Origin of the sequence: Leclercia sp. LSNIH1, from assembly GCF_002902985.1 — a bacterium.
Classification (GTDB): Bacteria; Pseudomonadota; Gammaproteobacteria; order Enterobacterales; family Enterobacteriaceae; genus Enterobacter.
The window spans coordinates 4,777,535-4,795,812 of record NZ_CP026167.1; the positions used below are offsets into that span (position 1 = coordinate 4,777,535).

The window sequence follows — 18,278 nt, forward strand, 5'->3', positions numbered from 1 at the left end:
CCCGACAGGAAGAGGGGGAACAGAAGGGATTACAGCCCCCTTCCCACTTTTAATACGGCGGCGATATTGCGGGCCGCCATCCGCACGTTTTCTTCGGCCTCTTCCAGCGCCTCTTCCAGCGTACAGACGGTATAAATCACGCTGAACACCGCGTCGATGCCATGGTCATGCACCACGCCGACGTCCGCCGTCAGGCTGCCCGCGAGGCCAATGACCGGTTTATTGTAGCGTTTGGCAATCTTCGCCACCCCTACCGGCACTTTGCCATGAACGGTCTGGCTGTCGATCCGCCCTTCGCCGGTGATCACCAGATCGGCATCGGCCACCAGGCCGTCGAGATTGAGCGCATCGGTGACGATTTCAATACCCTGGCGCAGCTGCGCGCCGCAAAACGCATACAACGCCGCGCCCATACCGCCCGCCGCGCCGCCACCCGCCAGCCCGAGCACGTCAACGTCCAGGTCGCGGGCGATGATCCGGGCATACTGCGTCAGCGCGCGATCGAGGCGCACGATCATCTCTGAGGTCGCCCCCTTTTGCGGACCAAACACGGCGGACGCGCCATTGTCGCCGGTCAGCGGGTTAGTGACATCGCATGCCACCTCAATGCGGCACGCCGTCAGTCGTTTATCCAGACCGCTGATATCGATACGTGCCAGCCTTTCCAGTTCACCGCCGCCGGGACCGATGGCGTGACCCTGTTCGTCCAGCAGTTTCGCACCAAGCGCCTGCACCATCCCTGCGCCGCCATCGTTAGTGGCGCTGCCGCCAATCCCAATGATGATATGTTTTACGCCTGCATCCAGGGCATGGCGGATCAGCTCCCCGGTTCCCCAGGAGGTGGTTTTCAGCGGATTGCGCTGGGCCGGGGGAACCAGCTCCAGACCGCTGGCCGCCGCCATCTCGATGAATGCGCTTTTTCCATCGCCGGAGCGGCCATAAAAACCGTCAACATGCTCGCCGAGCGGCCCCGTTACGCGTACCTGAATAATTTCACCCTGGGTGGCGGCGACCATCGCTTCCACGGTGCCCTCCCCGCCATCGGCAACCGGCAGTTTCACGTACTCCGCCGTGGGGAAAATCTCGCAAAATCCTTGCTCTATCGCCGTTGCCACTGCCAGGGCACTCAGGCTCTCTTTGTAAGAGTCCGGTGCGATCACTATTTTCATAAGCCGTCCTTACGCATGTTGACTACCATAAGCATACACCCGTCACGCAAGAGATAATGCCGACTCCCGCAGGAACCGGCACCGGACTTAACGCACCATGCAAGGGCGTTTGTTGTTGAAGGTCCACTCCGGAATCAGGTACTGCATCGCCATCGCGTCGTCGCGTGCGCCCAGACCGTGCTGCAGGTAGAGCTCGTGCGCCTTCATCACCTGATCCATATCCAGCTCCACGCCCAGACCCGGTGTGGTTGGTACCTGCACCATACCGCCCTTGATTTCGAACGGCTGTTTGGTCAGGCGCTGGTTGCCCTCCTGCCAGATCCAGTGGGTGTCGATGGCGGTGATGTTGCCCGGCGCGGCAGCGGCCACGTGGGTGAACATCGCCAGCGAGATATCAAAGTGGTTGTTGGAGTGTGAGCCCCAGGTCAGGCCGAACTCGTGGCACATCTGCGCCACGCGCACCGAGCCCTGCATGGTCCAGAAGTGCGGATCCGCCAGCGGGATATCCACCGACTGCAGCGACAGGGTATGCCCCATCTGACGCCAGTCGGTGGCGATCATGTTGGTGGCGGTTGGCAGACCGGTGGCGCGGCGGAACTCGGCCATCACTTCACGCCCGGAGAAGCCCTGCTCGGCACCGCACGGATCTTCCGCATAGGCCAGCACGCCCTTCAGACGTTTACCGATGCGGATCGCCTCGTCCAGCGACCATGCGCCGTTTGGATCGAGGGTGACGCGCGCCTGTGGGAAGCGTTTCGCCAGCGCAATGATCGATTCGGCTTCTTCTTCACCCGCCAGCACGCCGCCCTTGAGTTTGAAATCGTTAAAGCCGTACTTCTCGTAGGCGGCTTCCGCCAGACGGACCACCGCATCAGGGGTCATCGCCTCTTCATGGCGCAGGCGATACCAGTCGCACTGCTCATCCGGCTGGCTCTGGTACGGCAGCGGGGTCAGCTTGCGGTTGCCCACAAAGAACAGGTAGCCCAGCATCTCAACTTCGGTGCGCTGCTGCCCGTCACCCAGCAGGGAGGCGACGTTAACGCCCAGATGCTGGCCCAGCAGGTCGAGCATCGCCGCTTCAATACCGGTCACCACGTGGATAGTGGTGCGCAGGTCGAAGGTCTGCAACCCGCGGCCACTTGCGTCACGGTCGGCAAATTCGTTACGGACGGCGTTAAGAACGTTTTTATAGGCGCCCAGGGTTTGACCCACCACTAACGGGATCGCATCTTCCAGCGTTTTACGGATCTTCTCGCCACCCGGGATTTCACCTACCCCGGTGTGACCGGCGTTATCTTTGATAATCACAATATTACGGGTGAAGAACGGGGCATGGGCGCCGCTCAGGTTCATCAGCATGCTGTCATGACCCGCGACCGGGATAATCTGCATGGAGGTCACAACAGGAGTAGTAGACGTGCTCATAATTCCATCCTTTAATCAGTGGCGACCGAACGCCGGGCGTTTACGGTCAAAGGTCCAGCCGGGGATAAGGTACTGCATCGGGCCTGCGTCATTACGCGCGCCGCCTGGCAGTTTCTTATACGCCTCATGCGCTTTGTGGATCTGATCCCAGTCAAGTTCCACGCCAAGCCCCGGAGCGTCAGGTACGGCAATCTTGCCGTGTTTAATTTCGAGTGGATTTTTAGTCAGGCGCGCTTCGCCTTCCTGCCAGATCCAGTGGGTGTCTATAGCGGTCGGCGTGCCCGGTGCGGCGGCACCGACATGGGTAAACATCGCCAGCGAAATATCAAAGTGGTTGTTGGAGTGACAACCCCAGGTCAGGCCCCAGTCATCGCACAGCTGCGCCACCCGTACCGCGCCGGAAAGGGTCCAGAAGTGCGGGTCCGCCAGCGGAATATCGACCGCGTTGAGCATGACCGCATGTCCCATCTCGCGCCAGTTGGTGGCGATCATGTTGGTCGCTACCGGCAGGCCCGTGGCGCGGCGGAACTCCGCCATCACCTCACGGCCAGAGAAACCCTGCTCGGCGCCGCACGGATCTTCGGCGTAGGTCAGGACATCGCCCAGCCCTTTGCACAGGGCGATAGCTTCATCCAGCAGCCAGGCGCCGTTGGGATCCACGGTAATGCGGGCATCCGGGAAGCGTTTTTTCAGGGCGCGGGCGCTCTCAATTTCCTGCTCGCCCGGCAGAACGCCGCCTTTCAGTTTGAAATCCTTAAAGCCGTAGCGATCCTGCGCCGCTTCCGCCAGACGCACCACCGCCTCACTGGAGAGCGCCTCCTGATGGCGCAGGTGATACCACTCGTGGCTGCCCGGCGAACGTTCCAGGTAAGGGAGATCGGTTTTGGTGCGATCGCCCAGGTAGAAGAGATAGCCCAGCACGGTGACCGCATCGCGCTGTTTTCCAGGGCCGAGCAGTTCACACACCGGCACGTTCAGCGCTTTGCCGAGCAGGTCCAGCAGCGCCGCTTCCAGCGCCGCCACCGCATTCACCCGCAGCTCAAAGGTCCAGGCACCTTTGCCGAACGTATCGAAATCGGCAGACTGGTTGCCTTTGTGTACGCGCTGCACCACTTTGTTCAGGCGCGCCACCTCCTGACCCACCACCTGCGGAATGGCATCCACCAGGGTCTGGTAGATCACCTCGCCGCCAGGCGCTTCACCTACGCCGGTATTCCCGGCGTTATCGGTCAGTACCACGATATTACGGGTAAACCAGGCGTTATGCGCGCCGCCAATGTTCAGCAGCATACTGTCCTGGCCGGCAACCGGGATAACCTTCATTTCAGTGACGACAGGGCTGGATTGCATACTCATCATCAACGCTCCGTAACAGGTTTCAGCTCGATACGTTTGATATCACCCACCAGGACCAGGTAGCTCAGTACCGCTACCAGGGCATGGATACCGACGTAGATCAGCGCCCCGTTGAACGAACCGGTGGTACCGACAATGTAGCCAATGGCGATCGGGGTGACGATCCCGGAGATGTTGCCGAACATGTTGAACAGACCGCCGCTCAGACCGCTGATCTCTTTCGGCGCGGTATCTGCCATCACCGCCCAGCCCAGCGCCCCGATACCTTTACCGAAGAAGGCCATCGCCATAAAGCCGATAATCATCCACTCGGCGTTCACGTAGTTACACATCACCATCGTCATGGAGAGCAGCATACCCAGCACGATTGGCGTTTTACGGGCGATATTCAACGAGCCAGTACGACGCATCAGCCAGTCGGAAATTACCCCGCCCAGTACGCCGCCGACAAAGCCGCAGATTGCCGGAACGGAGGCGACAAACCCGGCTTTCAGAATTGACATGCCGCGCGCCTGCACCAGATAGACCGGGAACCAGGTAATAAAGAAGTAGGTTAAGGCGTTGATGCAGTACTGGCCGAGATAGATCCCGAGCATCATGCGGGAACCCACCAGCTGTTTGATTTGGCCCCATTTCTGGCTGAAGGGGACTTTCGCTTTGCTGCTCGCCTGATCCATGTTGATCAGCGCGCCGCCTGCGGCAATGTAGTCCAGCTCTTTCTGGTTTACGCCGGGATGCTGGTTCGGTTCGTGGATCACTTTCAGCCAGATAAAGCTGATCACAATGCCCAGACCGCCCATAAAGAAGAACACATGCGACCAGCCCACCTCGTGCGTCAGCCAGCCCATGATGGGCGCAAAGATGACGGTGGCAAAGTATTGTGCAGAGTTAAAAATGGAGACCGCCGTTCCCCTCTCCTGAGCCGGGAACCAGGCAGCCACGATTCGGCTGTTGCCGGGGAAGGATGGGGCTTCTGCCAGCCCGACGAGGAAGCGCAGGGTAAAGAGCGCGACAATGATGCCAAAGCCGTTAAAGATATCGACAAAGCCCTGCAGCAGGGTAAACATGGACCAGATGAAAATGGACCAGAAATAGACGCGTTTTGAACCGAAGCGATCCAGCAGCCAACCGCCAGGAATTTGGCCGATAACATAGGCCCATGAAAATGCCGAGAAAACATACCCCATACCGACCGGATCCAGACCGATATCTTTTGCCATTTCTGAACCGGCAATCGACAGGGTGGCGCGGTCGCCATAGTTGAAGGATGTGACGATAAACAGCATCACCACTATCCAGTAGCGGGCGTTAGTACGCTTTTCAGCGCTGCTCGCCGCTTGGCTTAATGAACTCATTCTTGCACTCCTGAATCATAGCGTTTTCGCTACGTTCATTCTGAACAGCTCAACCGTAGGGTAATCAGAATGACGTGTATGTGTTTTTGCAGTTCGAACATGTAGGTCGTTTCGCCTTACTGACTGCATTTTTATTAACTGGCGGAAAAAGTATAAGAAAGGAACCTGGCCCCTCTCACCGTGCATCAACACAACATTGGCACGGCTCTGTGCGGTTGTTTGTGGCAAAAGCCCAGGACAATGGAAGAGACTTCACGGAAATGAAAACTGCCTGCCCGTAAGGGGGAGGCCAGTGCCAGGGAATAACGGGAGTGTGAAACAGGTCGCTTGACGCAGTGAAAATGCCTGCTAATAACCGCGCTTCAGATGAGGATTTACGGGCGATTGCCCAAAGCTTACTCGATTCAGTTAACTTATACTGGCTGCATGGTCGCTTTGTTAACTGGCAAAGAGTTCTGGCCCTCCGCTCAGGGAGGGCAGGAACTTATTTTAGCAATGTGCCCCACTGTTCAACCCAGGGATTGGATTCGCCTTCCGGCTCAGGGTGTTCAGAGGCGTCAATCATCAGCATATCACCCACGCGCTGCGCGCTTTGCTCCTGTAACAGAGCGTCGAACAGCTTACCGCCACCGCAGAAATTCGCGTAAGTGCTGTCACCGAGCGCAATAATGCCGTAACGCATTTCCGGCTGATAACCCAGCTTATCTTTAATTCCCTGGAATAGCGGAACAATGCTGTCCGGGAGATCGCCCTGCCCGGTTGTCGAGGTGACCACCAGCACATACTGGCCCTGATATTTTTCCCAGTCGGCCAGATCGGGATCTTCATAGACCGTGGCTTTATGACCCATGCCTGCCAGAATCGCTTCGGCCTCTTCTGCCACCAGCAGCGAGTTACCGTACATCGTGCCGACAAAAATTCCGATTACCGCCATGTTTTACTCCCTGATTAAACGCTCGTTCCGATCATCCTGAACGTTGGTTACGTCAAACTCAACCCTTTCATTTTCGGGGAGTTGTCCGCGCCATCCAAACTGTGACAACGCCTGCATCCACACCTCGTCCAGCCCGGCCCGGATCGTCAGTGGCTTGCCGGTAAACGGATGGATAAGTTGCAGCTGGCTGGCGTGTAGCATCAGACGATGGCAGCCGAAATGCTCCGCGGCGCTGCGGTTTTGCCGCAAGTCGCCATGCTTGCTGTCGCCGATGATCGGATGGCGAAGATGGGCAAGGTGGCGTCGCAGCTGGTGCTTACGCCCGGTTTTCGGCTCCAGTTCAATCAGACTATAGCGCGTGGTGGGAAACTTACTGGTGGGAACGGGCATTTCAGTGGTCGCCATGCCGCGATAGTCGGTTACCGCGGGCTGCGGGCCTTTGTCGTCGCGGGCATACTTATCGGCAATTTTATCCAGCTCTTCCGTCAGGGGGTAATCGAGCGTGGCGCACTCTGTCAGCCAGCCCCGGACAATCGCATGGTAGCGTTTCTGGATCTGATGCTGCTCAAACTGCTGCGCCAGACGTCGACCGGCCTCGCTGGAGAGCCCCATCAGCAGAACGCCGGAAGTGGGTCTGTCCAGACGGTGGGCAGTGAAGACATGCTGACCGATCTGGTCGCGCACCGTCTGCATCACCACCACTTTTTCATCCCGGTCCAGCCAGCTACGGTGCACCAGCCAGCCGGAGGGCTTATTAACAGCGACCAGCCACTCATCCTGATAGAGGATCTCGATCATGCTTCGTCGCCGAAGAGCGTATCGAGGGCCAGCAGCACGGCCAGCACCGCGTCGCGTGACGGATGAGCAGCGTCCAGCGCCATTTCATAATAGGGCGCCACGGCAAAGCTCTGGGGTAGCGGATGGCCGCTGTCGAGCAGTGCATGCATGCGGGGAATGAGGACCCATTGCAGCCACTCAAACGGCTCCAGGGTATCCATACAGAAAGGTTGCGTGCTCTCAAAAGCCTCTGGCTGCGGCGCCGTCTCCTGCCACAGCTGATGGTCGCGCAGTAAAGCTTCAATGGCGTGCAGTTGCGCGCGCACGTTGTCGTGATGGGTCATACAAACCTCAACTGAAAATGTGAACGGCGCGCAGCATAGCAAAGACCACGCAGAAATAAAAAAAGGGAGCACTGTAAAAACAGTGCTCCCGGTTCGTTTCGTAGCAATCCAGCTACTTTTAGTGCTCCCTGCTCATCCGTGACAACTTTTCCTCTGACCCTAAGGCCTGGTCTTCCCTTGACCGCTGCATCCTGCGCACATCGTCCTGATGTGACTGCTTCTTCCTGAAGCGTCCTGGTCTTCCTGACCCACCGGACATCTGTACCGGCTCTCATTCTCCTTCCTGGAGGTGTCCTTCAACGCGTCCTGCGTGATCCTCTTGCTTCATCCTGAAGCCTTCCTTGTAGCGTCTTCCTGACGTGTCCTTATTAAGAAACGTCATCATCCTGATGTTCGTTTCTTGTGTCGGCTTCCTGTCGACGGAGATAGAATCCATGATTCCGCTTCGTCTTACAAGGTACTACGTAAGCCAAATTAAAAAGTTTGCGTATCTGTGCTAAGCGTTTTAAAAAGACAAGTTACTGATAAATTAGTGATTATTAAATAGCGGGATGGTTAAAGCATTCAACTAATAAGGGCGATCTCTCACAAACTCTGTAAGAGATCTCTCACACGCGCAGTAGTATGCAGGATTACACGACGGGATGAAGATGATTAAGAAAATCCGCAAGGGAAGCGGAGAGGATCTGACGCTTCTGCGTACCCAGCGTCTCTTTTATCACGTTACCTGTAAGGTTGCAGACAGAGATAACGTCCATTTCACTGTCGAGCGTGGCGATAAACAACGTTGGCGATAGCTTCAGGCGCTTCTGAGTAACAAGGTGCCCAATCAGGTTCTCCTGCACGCGCAGCAGGTCTTCTTCGCTCCAGGTTTGCAGCAGCGTCATCGCTTCATTATCAAAGCGAGCGCACATATCCCCGGCGAACTGTGTGGTATAGAACGCGTGAACCGGAGGTTGTACCACAATGTCCATGGCACGTTCAATGGCTTTTACACTCTGCTCAGCGGTAAACGGCTGCGGCTGCCAGGTCACGGTCTCGCCGGAAGAGGTGATAATGCAGGGTGAAGGCACGCCGTACAGCTCTTCGCTTTGCGGCCATGACGCTTTCTGTTCATGCCAGGCGTCACAGTAACGCGTGGTAAATGCGGTTAACGCAGCAGCAGTCTCTTTATCCACCGGTTTCTCTCTTCATATAAGCCAGGATACACTCAGCCCATAGTTTACCTTTAAAGTGACAATGAAACATGTCTTACGAAAACCATGATGCCTTATCGGGCCTGACGCTGGGCAAAAGCACAGCCTACCGCGACATCTACGATGCCAGCCTGTTGCAGGGTGTGCCGCGCAGCCTCAACCGCGATCCGCTGGGCCTGAAGGCCGATGCCCTGCCTTTCCACGGCGGAGATATCTGGACGCTCTACGAGCTCTCCTGGCTTAACGCCCGCGGTTTACCGCAGGTGGCAGTGGGTCATGTTGAGCTGGATTACACCAGCGTCAATCTGGTGGAGTCCAAAAGCTTTAAGCTCTACCTCAACAGCTTTAACCAGACCCGCTTTGAGAGCTGGGAAGCGGTACAGCGCACTCTGGAGAGGGATTTAAGCGCCTGTGCCCAGGGCAAGGTCACGGTGGCGCTCTACCGGATTGATGAGCTTGAAGGCCAGCCCATCGCCCACTTCCACGGCACCTGCATCGACGATCAAGATATTGAGATTGACAACTATCAGTTTGACACCGCGTGGCTGGAAAAGAGTGCCAGCGGCAAAGTGGTGGAAGAGACGCTGGTCAGCCACCTGCTCAAATCCAACTGCCTGATTACCCATCAGCCTGACTGGGGTTCGGTGCAGATCCAGTATCGCGGGGCAAAAATCGATCGTGAGAAGCTGCTGCGCTACCTGGTCTCCTTCCGTAACCACAATGAGTTCCACGAGCAGTGCGTGGAGCGCATCTTCAACGATATTCTTCATTTCTGCCAGCCGGAGGCGCTCAGCGTCTATGCCCGCTATACCCGACGCGGCGGACTGGATATCAACCCGTGGCGCAGCAATACCGATTTTGTTCCTGCCATCGGTCGGTTAGTACGTCAGTAAAATAAATAAATTTATAATATGCGCGGTATGTTCCGCGCTTTAGGTTGTGAAAGGTCATAAGCCAGGGCTATTGTAATCAACGGGGAAAGACGATAAACGTCCCGTAAGGAGCTCACTTGATTACACATATTAGCCCGCTTGGCTCAATGGATATGTTGTCGCAGCTGGAAGTGGACATGCTCAAGAGCACGGCCAGCAGCGATCTTTATCAATTGTTTCGCAACTGTTCACTTGCCGTTCTGAACTCCGGTAGCCTCACCGACAACAGCAAAGAGTTGCTGTCGCGCTTTGAAAGCTTTGATATCAATGTCCTGCGCCGCGAACGTGGCGTAAAGCTGGAACTGATTAACCCGCCAGAAGAGGCCTTTGTTGACGGGCGCATCATTCGTGCGCTGCAGGCCAACCTGTTTGCGGTCCTGCGCGATATCCTGTTTGTGAACGGCCAGATCAATAACGCCGGTCGTTTTCAGCATCTGAACCTGGAAAGCTCCGTTCATATTACCAACCTGGTCTTCTCTATTCTGCGTAACGCCCGTGCTCTGCACGTGGGCGAAGCGCCAAGCATGGTGGTGTGCTGGGGTGGTCACTCCATTAACGAAACCGAATATCTCTACGCCCGTCGCGTGGGCACCCAGTTGGGTCTGCGCGAGCTGAACATCTGCACAGGCTGTGGCCCGGGTGCGATGGAGGCGCCAATGAAGGGAGCGGCAGTGGGCCATGCGCAGCAGCGCTACAAAGAGGGCCGCTTCATCGGTATGACCGAGCCGTCTATTATCGCCGCTGAACCACCCAATCCGCTGGTTAACGAACTGATCATCATGCCGGACATTGAGAAACGTCTGGAGGCGTTTGTCCGTATCGCCCACGGGATTATCATCTTCCCGGGCGGCGTAGGGACAGCAGAAGAGTTGCTCTATCTGCTGGGCATTCTGATGCATCCGGCAAACCACGATCAGGTGCTGCCGCTGATCCTCACCGGCCCGAAAGAGAGCGCCGACTACTTCCGCGTCCTGGATGAGTTCATTGTGCATACGCTGGGAGAAACGGCCCGTCGTCACTATCGCATTATTATTGACGATGCCGCAGAAGTGGCACGCCAGATGAAAAAGGCCATGCCGCTGGTGAAAGAGAACCGCCGGGATACCGGGGATGCCTACAGCTTTAACTGGTCGATCCGTATTTCGCCCGATCTGCAGATCCCGTTTGAGCCATCCCATGAAAATATGGCTAACCTGAAGCTCTACCCCGATCAGCCGGTTGAAACGCTGGCCGCCGATCTGCGTCGCGCCTTCTCAGGCATCGTGGCCGGTAACGTTAAAGAGGTGGGTATCCAGGCCATCGAGGAGTTTGGTCCCTATAAAATTCATGGCGACCGCGAAATGATGCGCCGCATGGACGATCTGCTCCAGGGCTTTGTCGCTCAGCATCGTATGAAACTTCCGGGCAGCGCCTACATCCCCTGCTACGAGATTTGCGCATAACACCCGTGCCCGGCTGCGTGTCGGGCACCTTCTCACTCTCCCCCGCCGGGAATCGCCTTCAGCCGCCCGGCTTTTTTATTCCCTTCAGCCACATGGCGTGGCTTGAGATATCACCGTAACTTATCTTTTTGCGTTTAGATAACCAAACGCAAACGATTACGTACAATTTCTAAGCGTTATTTATTAGCTACAAACGTCTTAAATCACGAAAAAATCCTCTAAAAACTCACTTTTACAGCGTATGACACCTATATTCCCGGGCTCTCTATCACGCTACATATCGTTAATGTTAGCCTTCGCGCCCAGAAATTCGCTGTGATGTTTTATTAGCAGATAAATGGTCTAAAGATATCCACCTCAAAAGTAGATTATTGCATTTGAGATCGGGATCACTGATAGATCCATTACGAAAATGTATCTTTCCGCCCGCCGATAGTTACGGAGAAAAATTATATAAAAACCGTCACTGAGCGAATTTCATATTACGATTAGCCCTTTTTGCATCGAATTTGACCAGAAACCTGACATTAGCTACTTCCTGGAGACACAGATGGAAACCACTCAAACCAGCACCGTTGCTTCGATTGAAACCCGAAGCGGATGGCGTAAAACCGATACAATGTGGATGCTTGGCCTGTACGGCACAGCAATCGGCGCTGGTGTTCTCTTCCTGCCTATTAACGCGGGTGTTGGCGGCTTAATTCCGCTGATCATCATGGCAATCATTGCGTTCCCGATGACCTACTTCGCACACCGCGGCCTGACCCGTTTTGTGCTATCCGGCAAAAATCCGGGCGAAGACATCACTGAAGTGGTTGAAGAGCACTTCGGGATTGGCGCAGGTAAGCTGATTACCCTGCTCTACTTCTTTGCCATCTACCCAATCCTGCTGGTGTATAGCGTGGCTATCACCAACACCGTTGACAGCTTTATGACCCACCAGCTGGGCATGACGCCGCCACCGCGCGCCATTCTGTCGCTGATCCTGATTGTCGGCATGATGACTATCGTGCGCTTCGGTGAGCAGATGATTGTAAAAGCGATGAGCGTGCTGGTGTTCCCGTTCGTTATCGCCCTGATGGTGCTGGCCTGCTACCTGATCCCTCAGTGGAACGGCGCAGCGCTGGAAACCCTCTCCCTGAGCAGCGCGTCCGCCACCGGTAATGGCCTGTGGATGACCCTTTGGCTGGCAATCCCGGTAATGGTCTTCTCCTTTAACCACTCGCCGATCATCTCCTCCTTCGCCGTGGCGAAGCGTGAAGAGTACGGCCAGGGCGCCGAGAAGAAGTGCTCCAGCATCCTGGCTCGCGCTCACGTGATGATGGTGCTGACCGTTATGTTCTTCGTCTTCAGCTGCGTACTGAGCCTCTCCCCGGCGGATCTGGCGGCAGCGAAAGAGCAGAACATCTCGATTCTCTCTTACCTGGCGAACCACTTTAATGCCCCGGTGATTGCCTGGATGGCGCCAATCATTGCCATTATCGCTATCACTAAATCCTTCCTCGGCCACTATCTGGGCGCACGTGAAGGTTTTAACGGTATGGTAATTAAATCTCTGCGTGGCAAAGGTAAGAGCATTGAAATCAACAAGCTGAACAAAATCACTGCGCTGTTCATGCTGCTGACCACCTGGGCGGTTGCGACCCTGAACCCGAGCATCCTCGGCATGATCGAAACCCTGGGCGGCCCGGTCATCGCGATGATCCTGTTCCTGATGCCGATGTACGCCATTCAGAAAGTGCCAGCGATGCGTAAATACAGCGGCCAGATCAGCAACGTCTTCGTTGTGGTTATGGGTCTGATTGCTATCTCCGCTATCTTCTATTCGCTGTTCGCGTAATGCCTCCCGCGCCATCTTCGGATGGCGCAATCTACTCCTCTGACGTAAAGCAACGGACGCATCATGATTAGCGTTTTCGATATTTTTAAAATTGGTATTGGTCCTTCCAGCTCGCACACCGTCGGGCCAATGAAAGCAGGTAAACAGTTCACGGACGATCTTATTGCGCGCGGAATACTGCACGACACCACCCGCGTGGTTGTAGATGTCTATGGCTCCCTGTCGCTGACCGGCAAAGGTCACCATACCGATATCGCCATCATTATGGGCCTGGCGGGCAACATGCCGGATAGTGTTGATATTGACGCCATCCCGGGCTTTATCCAGGACGTTAACACCCATGGCCGACTGCTGCTGGCCAACGGTGAGCATGAAGTTGAATTCCCGGTTGATCGCTGCATGAATTTCCACGCCGACAACCTGTCGCTGCACGAAAATGGTATGCGCATCACCGCGCTGGCAGGCGACAAGGCGATTTACAGCCAAACCTATTACTCTATCGGCGGCGGTTTTATCGTCGACGAAGACCATTTTGGGCAGCCAGAGAGCGCGCCTGTCGCGGTGCCGTACCCGTATAAAACGGCTGCCGACCTTCAGCGTCATTGCCAGGAGAGCGGCCTCTCCCTCTCCGGCCTGATGATGAAAAACGAGCTGGCGCTACACAGCAAAGAGGAACTGGAGCAGCACTTTGCTAACGTCTGGGAAGTGATGCGCGGCGGTATTGAGCGCGGTATCACCACCGAGGGCGTGCTGCCCGGTAAACTGCGTGTTCCACGCCGTGCTGCGGCCCTGCGTCGTATGCTGGTGAGCAGCGATAAAACCACCAGCGATCCGATGGCGGTCGTGGACTGGATCAATATGTTCGCGCTGGCGGTGAACGAAGAGAACGCCGCGGGTGGCCGCGTAGTAACGGCCCCAACGAACGGTGCCTGCGGTATCGTTCCTGCGGTGCTGGCTTATTACGACAAGTTTATCCGCGAAGTAAACGCCAACTCACTGGCCCGCTATCTGCTGGTAACCAGCGCCATTGGCTCGCTGTATAAGATGAACGCCTCGATCTCTGGCGCCGAAGTGGGCTGTCAGGGCGAAGTGGGCGTGGCTTGCTCCATGGCGGCAGCGGGTCTGGCAGAGCTGCTGGGCGGCAGTCCGGCGCAGGTCTGCATTGCGGCAGAAATTGGCATGGAACATAACCTCGGTCTGACCTGCGATCCGGTTGCCGGCCAGGTGCAGGTGCCCTGTATCGAGCGTAATGCCATTGCCTCCGTGAAGGCGGTGAACGCCGCACGTATGGCGCTGCGCCGCACCAGCGAGCCGCGCGTCTGCCTCGATAAAGTGATCGAGACCATGTATGAAACCGGTAAAGATATGAACGCCAAATACCGTGAAACCTCTCGCGGTGGTCTGGCGATGAAGATCGTGACCTGCGACTAAGCCTCAAAAGGAGCCTTGTTTTGCGAGGCTCCTTCCCGTTCTTCCCGCCTCTCGTAGTTTCATTCTGCCGACGGTGTTACCCTTAATCCACTGGATATAAGAGGGATTATCTGTGGCTGTTCATTTGCTTATTGTCGACGCGCTGAATCTTATCCGCCGCATTCATGCGGTACAGGGCACCCCCTGCAAGGATACCTGCCTGCATGCTCTGGAGCAGCTTATTCGTCACAGCCAGCCCAGCCATGCGGTTGCCGTTTTTGACGATGAAGCCCGCAACAGCGGCTGGCGTCACCAGCGTCTGCCGGATTACAAAGCTGGCCGCGCGCCGATGCCGGACGATCTGCACGCCGAAATGCCTGTGATACGCGCCGCCTTTGAGCAGCGAGGGGTTCCCTGCTGGGGTGCTGAGGGCAACGAAGCCGACGATCTCGCGGCGACTCTGGCGGTCAAAGTGGCCAGTGCAGGCCATCAGGCTACCATTGTTTCGACAGACAAAGGCTATTGTCAGCTGCTTTCCCCTACCATTCGCATTCGCGACTATTTTCAGAAACGCTGGCTCGACGCGCCCTTTATCGCCAGTGAGTTTGGCGTATCACCCCAGCAGCTGCCGGATTACTGGGGACTGGCGGGGATCAGCAGCTCAAGGGTGCCGGGCGTGGCGGGCATTGGCCCGAAAAGTGCCGCCCAACTGCTGGCTGATTTTCAGGATCTGGAAGGGATTTACGCCCGTCTGGATGAGGTGCCGGAGAAGTGGCGCAAAAAGCTGGAGGCGCACAAAGAGATGGCCTTTATCTGCCGGGACGTGGCGCGATTGCAGACGGATTTACAGCTAGACGGGAATTTGCAGCAGCTCAGGTTAGAGCGAGTGTGACGTCATGCCCGGAGGCGCTGCGCTTACCGGGCCTGCGGGACGAGGGGTGTTGTAGGCCCGGTAAGCGTAGCGCCTCCGGGCGTTGTACAGATTACCGCTCGTCGCGACGGCCACCTACGGCAGCCCACCAGCGGCGTACATGCACGGTAACCTCTTCGCGGTCGTGGTACAGTTGACGCGCCTGGATCTCCGCATTGATGCCATGCTCTGCAAGCTGGGTCTGGATGTATGCCAGGTTCTGGGAAACCTCTTCGTAGCGCTTTTTCATCGGGAGCTTGAGGTTGAAAATCGCCTCGCGGCACCAGCCGTTGACCAGCCAGGTAGCCATCAGCGCGGCCACCTTGGCCGGCTTTTCTACCATATCGCACACCAGCCACGAGATGTTATTGCGGTTCGGACGATAGCGGAAACCATCCTCGCGCAGCCAGGTCACCTGGCCTGTGTCCATCAGGCTTTGCGCAATCGGGCCATTATCAATGGAGTAGACCCACATGTTGCGTTTCACCAGCTGATAGGTCCAGCCCCCCGGACAGGCCCCCAGATCCACCGCATACATCCCGTTTGCCAGACGCTCATCCCACTCGTCGGCCGGAATAAAGATATGGAACGCCTCTTCCAGCTTGAGGGTGGAACGGCTCGGCGCGTCGGACGGGAACTTAAGACGCGGGATCCCCATGTAAAACGGCGAATTGTTGGTGGTATAGGAATACCCGGCGTAGCAACAGCCCGGGGCGATAAAGAAGACATGCACCACCGGACGCTTTGGCGTCTCGTAGTTGGTCAGCACGCCGCTGTCACGCAGTGCGGCGCGCAGCGGCACGGTGAATTTGCGGCAGAACTTCATCAGCTCTTTGCTTTCGTTAGTATCGGCCACCTCAACGCGCAGCTCACCGCCCTTCTCCACAACGCCCTGCAGCATACCGGCAATAGGGGTAATACGATCCTCTGGCGGCAGATCCTGCAGCAGCTCACCAGCCACAAACATCTGACGGGCAAAAATCAGCGAGCTGAACGGCAGTTCGCGAACCAGTTTATCGGCATCTTCGGGCTGATAGCATTCGAAAACAACGTAGCCCGCATTCTCTTTCACGCGAGCGAAACCAAAGACTTCACGCTTCGCGGCTTTATCAGTAATTTCCGCGGCACACTCTTTTTCAAAGCCCGGGCGACAATATAAGACAACTTTATTCATGAACAACGCCCTTGCGTTTCAGACGGAACGAACCGATTAACATTAATACCCACCCGACCAGGAAGCTGACGCCGCCCACCGGGGTAACAAACGCCCACAGGCGTAAATGCGACAGCGCAAGGCAATAGAGGCTACCGCTGAACAACACGGTGCCCAGCGCCATAAATACGCTGCTCCAGTAAAACCAGATGCTGATGCGACGCTGCATCGCCACAGCCAGTCCGAAGATTGCCAGGGTATGAAACGCCTGATATTCCAGACCGGTATGGATCCAGCCCATCTCCACCACACCCAGGGATTTGCGTAATACATGTGCGCCAAAGGCGCCCAGCGCAACAAAAATAAAGCCACTCACCGCGGCGAAAATCAGCATAAAACGGCTGGTCATGTTTCTGTCCTGAAGTTATGCGCGCCCTGCACGCAAAAGAAAGTATTACTCGTACCGAAAGCGGAATTTTTCTTGCTCGTTGGCCGCCTTTGCCAGGATCCACTGGCGAAACGCGGCTATTTTACCCAGTTCTGCCTGACTGTCATGACAAACCAGATAAAATGCGTTCTTGCTGACCAAAACATCATTAAAAGGGCAGACCAGGCGGCCAGCCTCAATTTCGGACTGCGCCATCACGTTGTTTGCCAACGCCACGCCCTGTCCGTGGATGGCAGCCTGTAACACCATCGCACTGTGGCTGAAGATGGGCCCCTGCTGCACATTGATATGGTTAAGACCGAGCTGCCGGGTATACGTTTGCCAGTCGCGGCGAGAAGCATCATGCAAAAGCGTGTGTTGCGCCAGATTGTCCGGCGTTTTTAACGCTTTTTCGCCTGTTAAGAGTAGTGGCGAGCAGACCGGCAGCAAATATTCTGCGTACAATTTTTCAACACGTAGCCCTGGCCAGTTGCCCCGGCCATAAAAAATCGCTACGTCGACATCGTCTGCCAGCTTCTCTTCCTGACGGTCGACCGCCTGGATGCGAACGTCGATTCCCGGATAAGCTGAGTTAAAGCTTGAGAGTCTCGGCACCAGCCATTGAATGGCAAAACTTGGCAATAAACTGACCGTCAGTGCCCCTTTGGCACTGCGCGCCTGCAGCTTACGGGTAGCCTCGGTAAGCTGGGAAAATATCTCTTTGATATCCTGAAAATAGCTCTGCCCCTCTTCCGTCAGAAGCAGGGAACGGTTGCGGCGGCGGAACAGCTTGAGGCCCAGAAAATCCTCAAGGGACTTGATTTGATGACTGACTGCGGCCTGCGTCACAAAAAGCTCATCGGCCGCGCGCGTGAAGCTCAGATGGCGCGCAGCAGCATCAAATACACGTAATGCATTAAGTGGTGGTAATCGCTTGGACATGGTTATCTGGCTTAGATGTTAACAGCTTTTAACAAACAGGAAACAACGTTTAACCTATTAGTTTTTTTTATCTGAGCCATTATAAATTGTCCGTTGAGGAACTACCAGCAAATACCTATAGTGGCGGCACTTCCTGAGCCGGAACGAAAAGCTTTTTTTTGGAATGCGTGTTCTGATGGGCTTTTGGCTTACGGTTGTGATGTTGTGTTGTTGTGTTTGCAATTGGTCTGCGATTCAGACCACGGTAGGAAAACTACCACCTTTTCACTTCCTGTACATTTACCCTGTCTGTCCATAGTGATTAATGTAGCACCGCCCAATTGCGGTGCTTTTTTTTGTCTGCTGTATCCTTACTTATTCAGCTCAACCATCTCTTTCACATCACTACGGTTAATCTGCTGTTTATTCCCGTTAGCATCCTTATACGAGATCATGCCGGTATCATTATCAGTTTGCGGCTTACCTTCTGATACGATAGAGCGGCCATCGTTAGTGTGCATGACATAGTTGTTGCCAGAACAGGCGCTCAGGGCAAAGGTAAGCATACAGGCAGAGGCGATTGCGATAGTCTTTTTCATTTTCTTCTCCTTCAGCAATTAATGCTATTTCAAGCGTGTTTATTAACAGGCTAAGACATTCTCCTGACTCTATTTCAGCATAACCTGC

Annotated in this window: 17 protein-coding genes; 5 read left to right on the plus strand and 12 right to left on the minus strand. The window is 55.7% G+C overall.

The genetic code is table 11. From position 1 onward, the window contains the following. Positions 1–29: 29 nt before the first annotated feature. The 8 genes from C2U54_RS23505 to syd form a co-directional block, all read right to left on the minus strand. A complete protein-coding gene (locus tag C2U54_RS23505) occupies positions 30–1,169 on the minus strand; it encodes a glycerate kinase (RefSeq protein ID WP_103180937.1) in 1,140 nt (379 codons plus the stop codon). An 87-nt stretch (positions 1,170–1,256) separates the two neighbouring features. Next, on the minus strand, positions 1,257–2,597 hold the full coding sequence (gene gudD, locus C2U54_RS23510; protein ID WP_168192060.1) for a glucarate dehydratase: 1,341 nt from the start codon (positions 2,595–2,597) through the stop codon (positions 1,257–1,259). Between the two features lie 12 nt (positions 2,598–2,609). Beyond that, entirely contained in the window at positions 2,610–3,950 is a 1,341-nt protein-coding gene (locus C2U54_RS23515; RefSeq protein WP_103181129.1) for an enolase C-terminal domain-like protein, read from the minus strand. 2 nt (positions 3,951–3,952) lie between these two features. Continuing rightward, on the minus strand, positions 3,953–5,305 hold the full coding sequence (gudP, locus tag C2U54_RS23520; protein ID WP_103180939.1) for a galactarate/glucarate/glycerate transporter GudP: 1,353 nt from the start codon (positions 5,303–5,305) through the stop codon (positions 3,953–3,955). Between the two features lie 484 nt (positions 5,306–5,789). Further along, positions 5,790–6,239 carry a flavodoxin gene (locus tag C2U54_RS23525; RefSeq protein ID WP_103180940.1) on the minus strand — a complete coding sequence of 150 codons (450 nt, stop codon included), beginning with the start codon at positions 6,237–6,239 and terminating at the stop codon, positions 5,790–5,792. Between the two features lie 3 nt (positions 6,240–6,242). Further along, complete coding sequence (gene truC, locus C2U54_RS23530; RefSeq protein WP_103180941.1) at positions 6,243–7,037, minus strand: tRNA pseudouridine(65) synthase TruC; 795 nt, start codon at positions 7,035–7,037, stop codon at positions 6,243–6,245. After that, positions 7,034–7,360 carry a YqcC family protein gene (locus tag C2U54_RS23535; protein WP_103180942.1) on the minus strand — a complete coding sequence of 109 codons (327 nt, stop codon included), beginning with the start codon at positions 7,358–7,360 and terminating at the stop codon, positions 7,034–7,036. The genes truC and C2U54_RS23535 overlap by 4 nt, the downstream gene beginning before the upstream one ends. Before the next feature lie 632 nt (positions 7,361–7,992). Beyond that, a complete protein-coding gene (gene syd / locus C2U54_RS23540) occupies positions 7,993–8,538 on the minus strand; it encodes a SecY-interacting protein (protein WP_103180943.1) in 546 nt (181 codons plus the stop codon). Positions 8,539–8,606: 68 nt separating this feature from the next. Between syd and queF the strand changes: the two genes are divergently transcribed. From queF to xni, 5 genes are all read left to right on the plus strand, one after another. Then, positions 8,607–9,449, plus strand: coding sequence for an NADPH-dependent 7-cyano-7-deazaguanine reductase QueF (queF, locus tag C2U54_RS23545; protein WP_103180944.1), 843 nt, complete (start codon positions 8,607–8,609; stop codon positions 9,447–9,449). A 116-nt stretch (positions 9,450–9,565) separates the two neighbouring features. Continuing rightward, entirely contained in the window at positions 9,566–10,930 is a 1,365-nt protein-coding gene (ppnN, locus tag C2U54_RS23550) for a nucleotide 5'-monophosphate nucleosidase PpnN (RefSeq protein WP_103180945.1), read from the plus strand. 550 nt (positions 10,931–11,480) lie between these two features. Then, positions 11,481–12,770, plus strand: a complete 1,290-nt coding sequence (locus C2U54_RS23555) for an HAAAP family serine/threonine permease (RefSeq protein ID WP_103180946.1) — start codon at positions 11,481–11,483, stop codon at positions 12,768–12,770. Positions 12,771–12,833: 63 nt separating this feature from the next. Continuing rightward, on the plus strand, positions 12,834–14,201 hold the full coding sequence (locus tag C2U54_RS23560; protein WP_103180947.1) for an L-serine ammonia-lyase: 1,368 nt from the start codon (positions 12,834–12,836) through the stop codon (positions 14,199–14,201). 112 nt (positions 14,202–14,313) lie between these two features. Continuing rightward, on the plus strand, positions 14,314–15,072 hold the full coding sequence (gene xni / locus C2U54_RS23565) for a flap endonuclease Xni (RefSeq protein WP_103180948.1): 759 nt from the start codon (positions 14,314–14,316) through the stop codon (positions 15,070–15,072). Positions 15,073–15,163: 91 nt separating this feature from the next. Here xni and rlmM read toward each other — a convergent pair whose 3' ends face one another. From rlmM to C2U54_RS23585, 4 genes are all read right to left on the minus strand, one after another. Further along, complete coding sequence (gene rlmM, locus C2U54_RS23570; RefSeq protein WP_103180949.1) at positions 15,164–16,264, minus strand: 23S rRNA (cytidine(2498)-2'-O)-methyltransferase RlmM; 1,101 nt, start codon at positions 16,262–16,264, stop codon at positions 15,164–15,166. Then, on the minus strand, positions 16,257–16,652 hold the full coding sequence (locus C2U54_RS23575) for a DUF423 domain-containing protein (RefSeq protein ID WP_039029918.1): 396 nt from the start codon (positions 16,650–16,652) through the stop codon (positions 16,257–16,259). The genes rlmM and C2U54_RS23575 overlap by 8 nt, the downstream gene beginning before the upstream one ends. Before the next feature lie 45 nt (positions 16,653–16,697). Then, on the minus strand, positions 16,698–17,612 hold the full coding sequence (gcvA, locus tag C2U54_RS23580) for a glycine cleavage system transcriptional regulator GcvA (RefSeq protein ID WP_103180950.1): 915 nt from the start codon (positions 17,610–17,612) through the stop codon (positions 16,698–16,700). A 350-nt stretch (positions 17,613–17,962) separates the two neighbouring features. Further along, a complete protein-coding gene (locus C2U54_RS23585) occupies positions 17,963–18,190 on the minus strand; it encodes a YgdI/YgdR family lipoprotein (protein WP_039029916.1) in 228 nt (75 codons plus the stop codon). Between the last annotated feature and the right edge of the window lie 88 nt (positions 18,191–18,278).

Excerpts from the sequence above, each read along its gene's own strand:
- gcvA (WP_103180950.1), bottom strand. The coding sequence starts at position 17,612 with ATGTCCAAGCGATTACCACCACTTAATGCATTACGTGTATTTGATGCT.
- truC (WP_103180941.1), bottom strand. The coding sequence starts at position 7,037 with ATGATCGAGATCCTCTATCAGGATGAGTGGCTGGTCGCTGTTAATAAG.
- gudP (WP_103180939.1), bottom strand. The coding sequence starts at position 5,305 with ATGAGTTCATTAAGCCAAGCGGCGAGCAGCGCTGAAAAGCGTACTAAC.
- C2U54_RS23535 (WP_103180942.1), bottom strand. The coding sequence starts at position 7,360 with ATGACCCATCACGACAACGTGCGCGCGCAACTGCACGCCATTGAAGCT.
- C2U54_RS23525 (WP_103180940.1), bottom strand. The coding sequence starts at position 6,239 with ATGGCGGTAATCGGAATTTTTGTCGGCACGATGTACGGTAACTCGCTG.
- C2U54_RS23560 (WP_103180947.1), top strand. The coding sequence starts at position 12,834 with ATGATTAGCGTTTTCGATATTTTTAAAATTGGTATTGGTCCTTCCAGC.
- queF (WP_103180944.1), top strand. The coding sequence starts at position 8,607 with ATGTCTTACGAAAACCATGATGCCTTATCGGGCCTGACGCTGGGCAAA.
- C2U54_RS23585 (WP_039029916.1), bottom strand. The coding sequence starts at position 18,190 with ATGAAAAAGACTATCGCAATCGCCTCTGCCTGTATGCTTACCTTTGCC.
- rlmM (WP_103180949.1), bottom strand. The coding sequence starts at position 16,264 with ATGAATAAAGTTGTCTTATATTGTCGCCCGGGCTTTGAAAAAGAGTGT.
- C2U54_RS23505 (WP_103180937.1), bottom strand. The coding sequence starts at position 1,169 with ATGAAAATAGTGATCGCACCGGACTCTTACAAAGAGAGCCTGAGTGCC.
- C2U54_RS23555 (WP_103180946.1), top strand. The coding sequence starts at position 11,481 with ATGGAAACCACTCAAACCAGCACCGTTGCTTCGATTGAAACCCGAAGC.
- C2U54_RS23575 (WP_039029918.1), bottom strand. The coding sequence starts at position 16,652 with ATGACCAGCCGTTTTATGCTGATTTTCGCCGCGGTGAGTGGCTTTATT.
- C2U54_RS23515 (WP_103181129.1), bottom strand. The coding sequence starts at position 3,950 with ATGAGTATGCAATCCAGCCCTGTCGTCACTGAAATGAAGGTTATCCCG.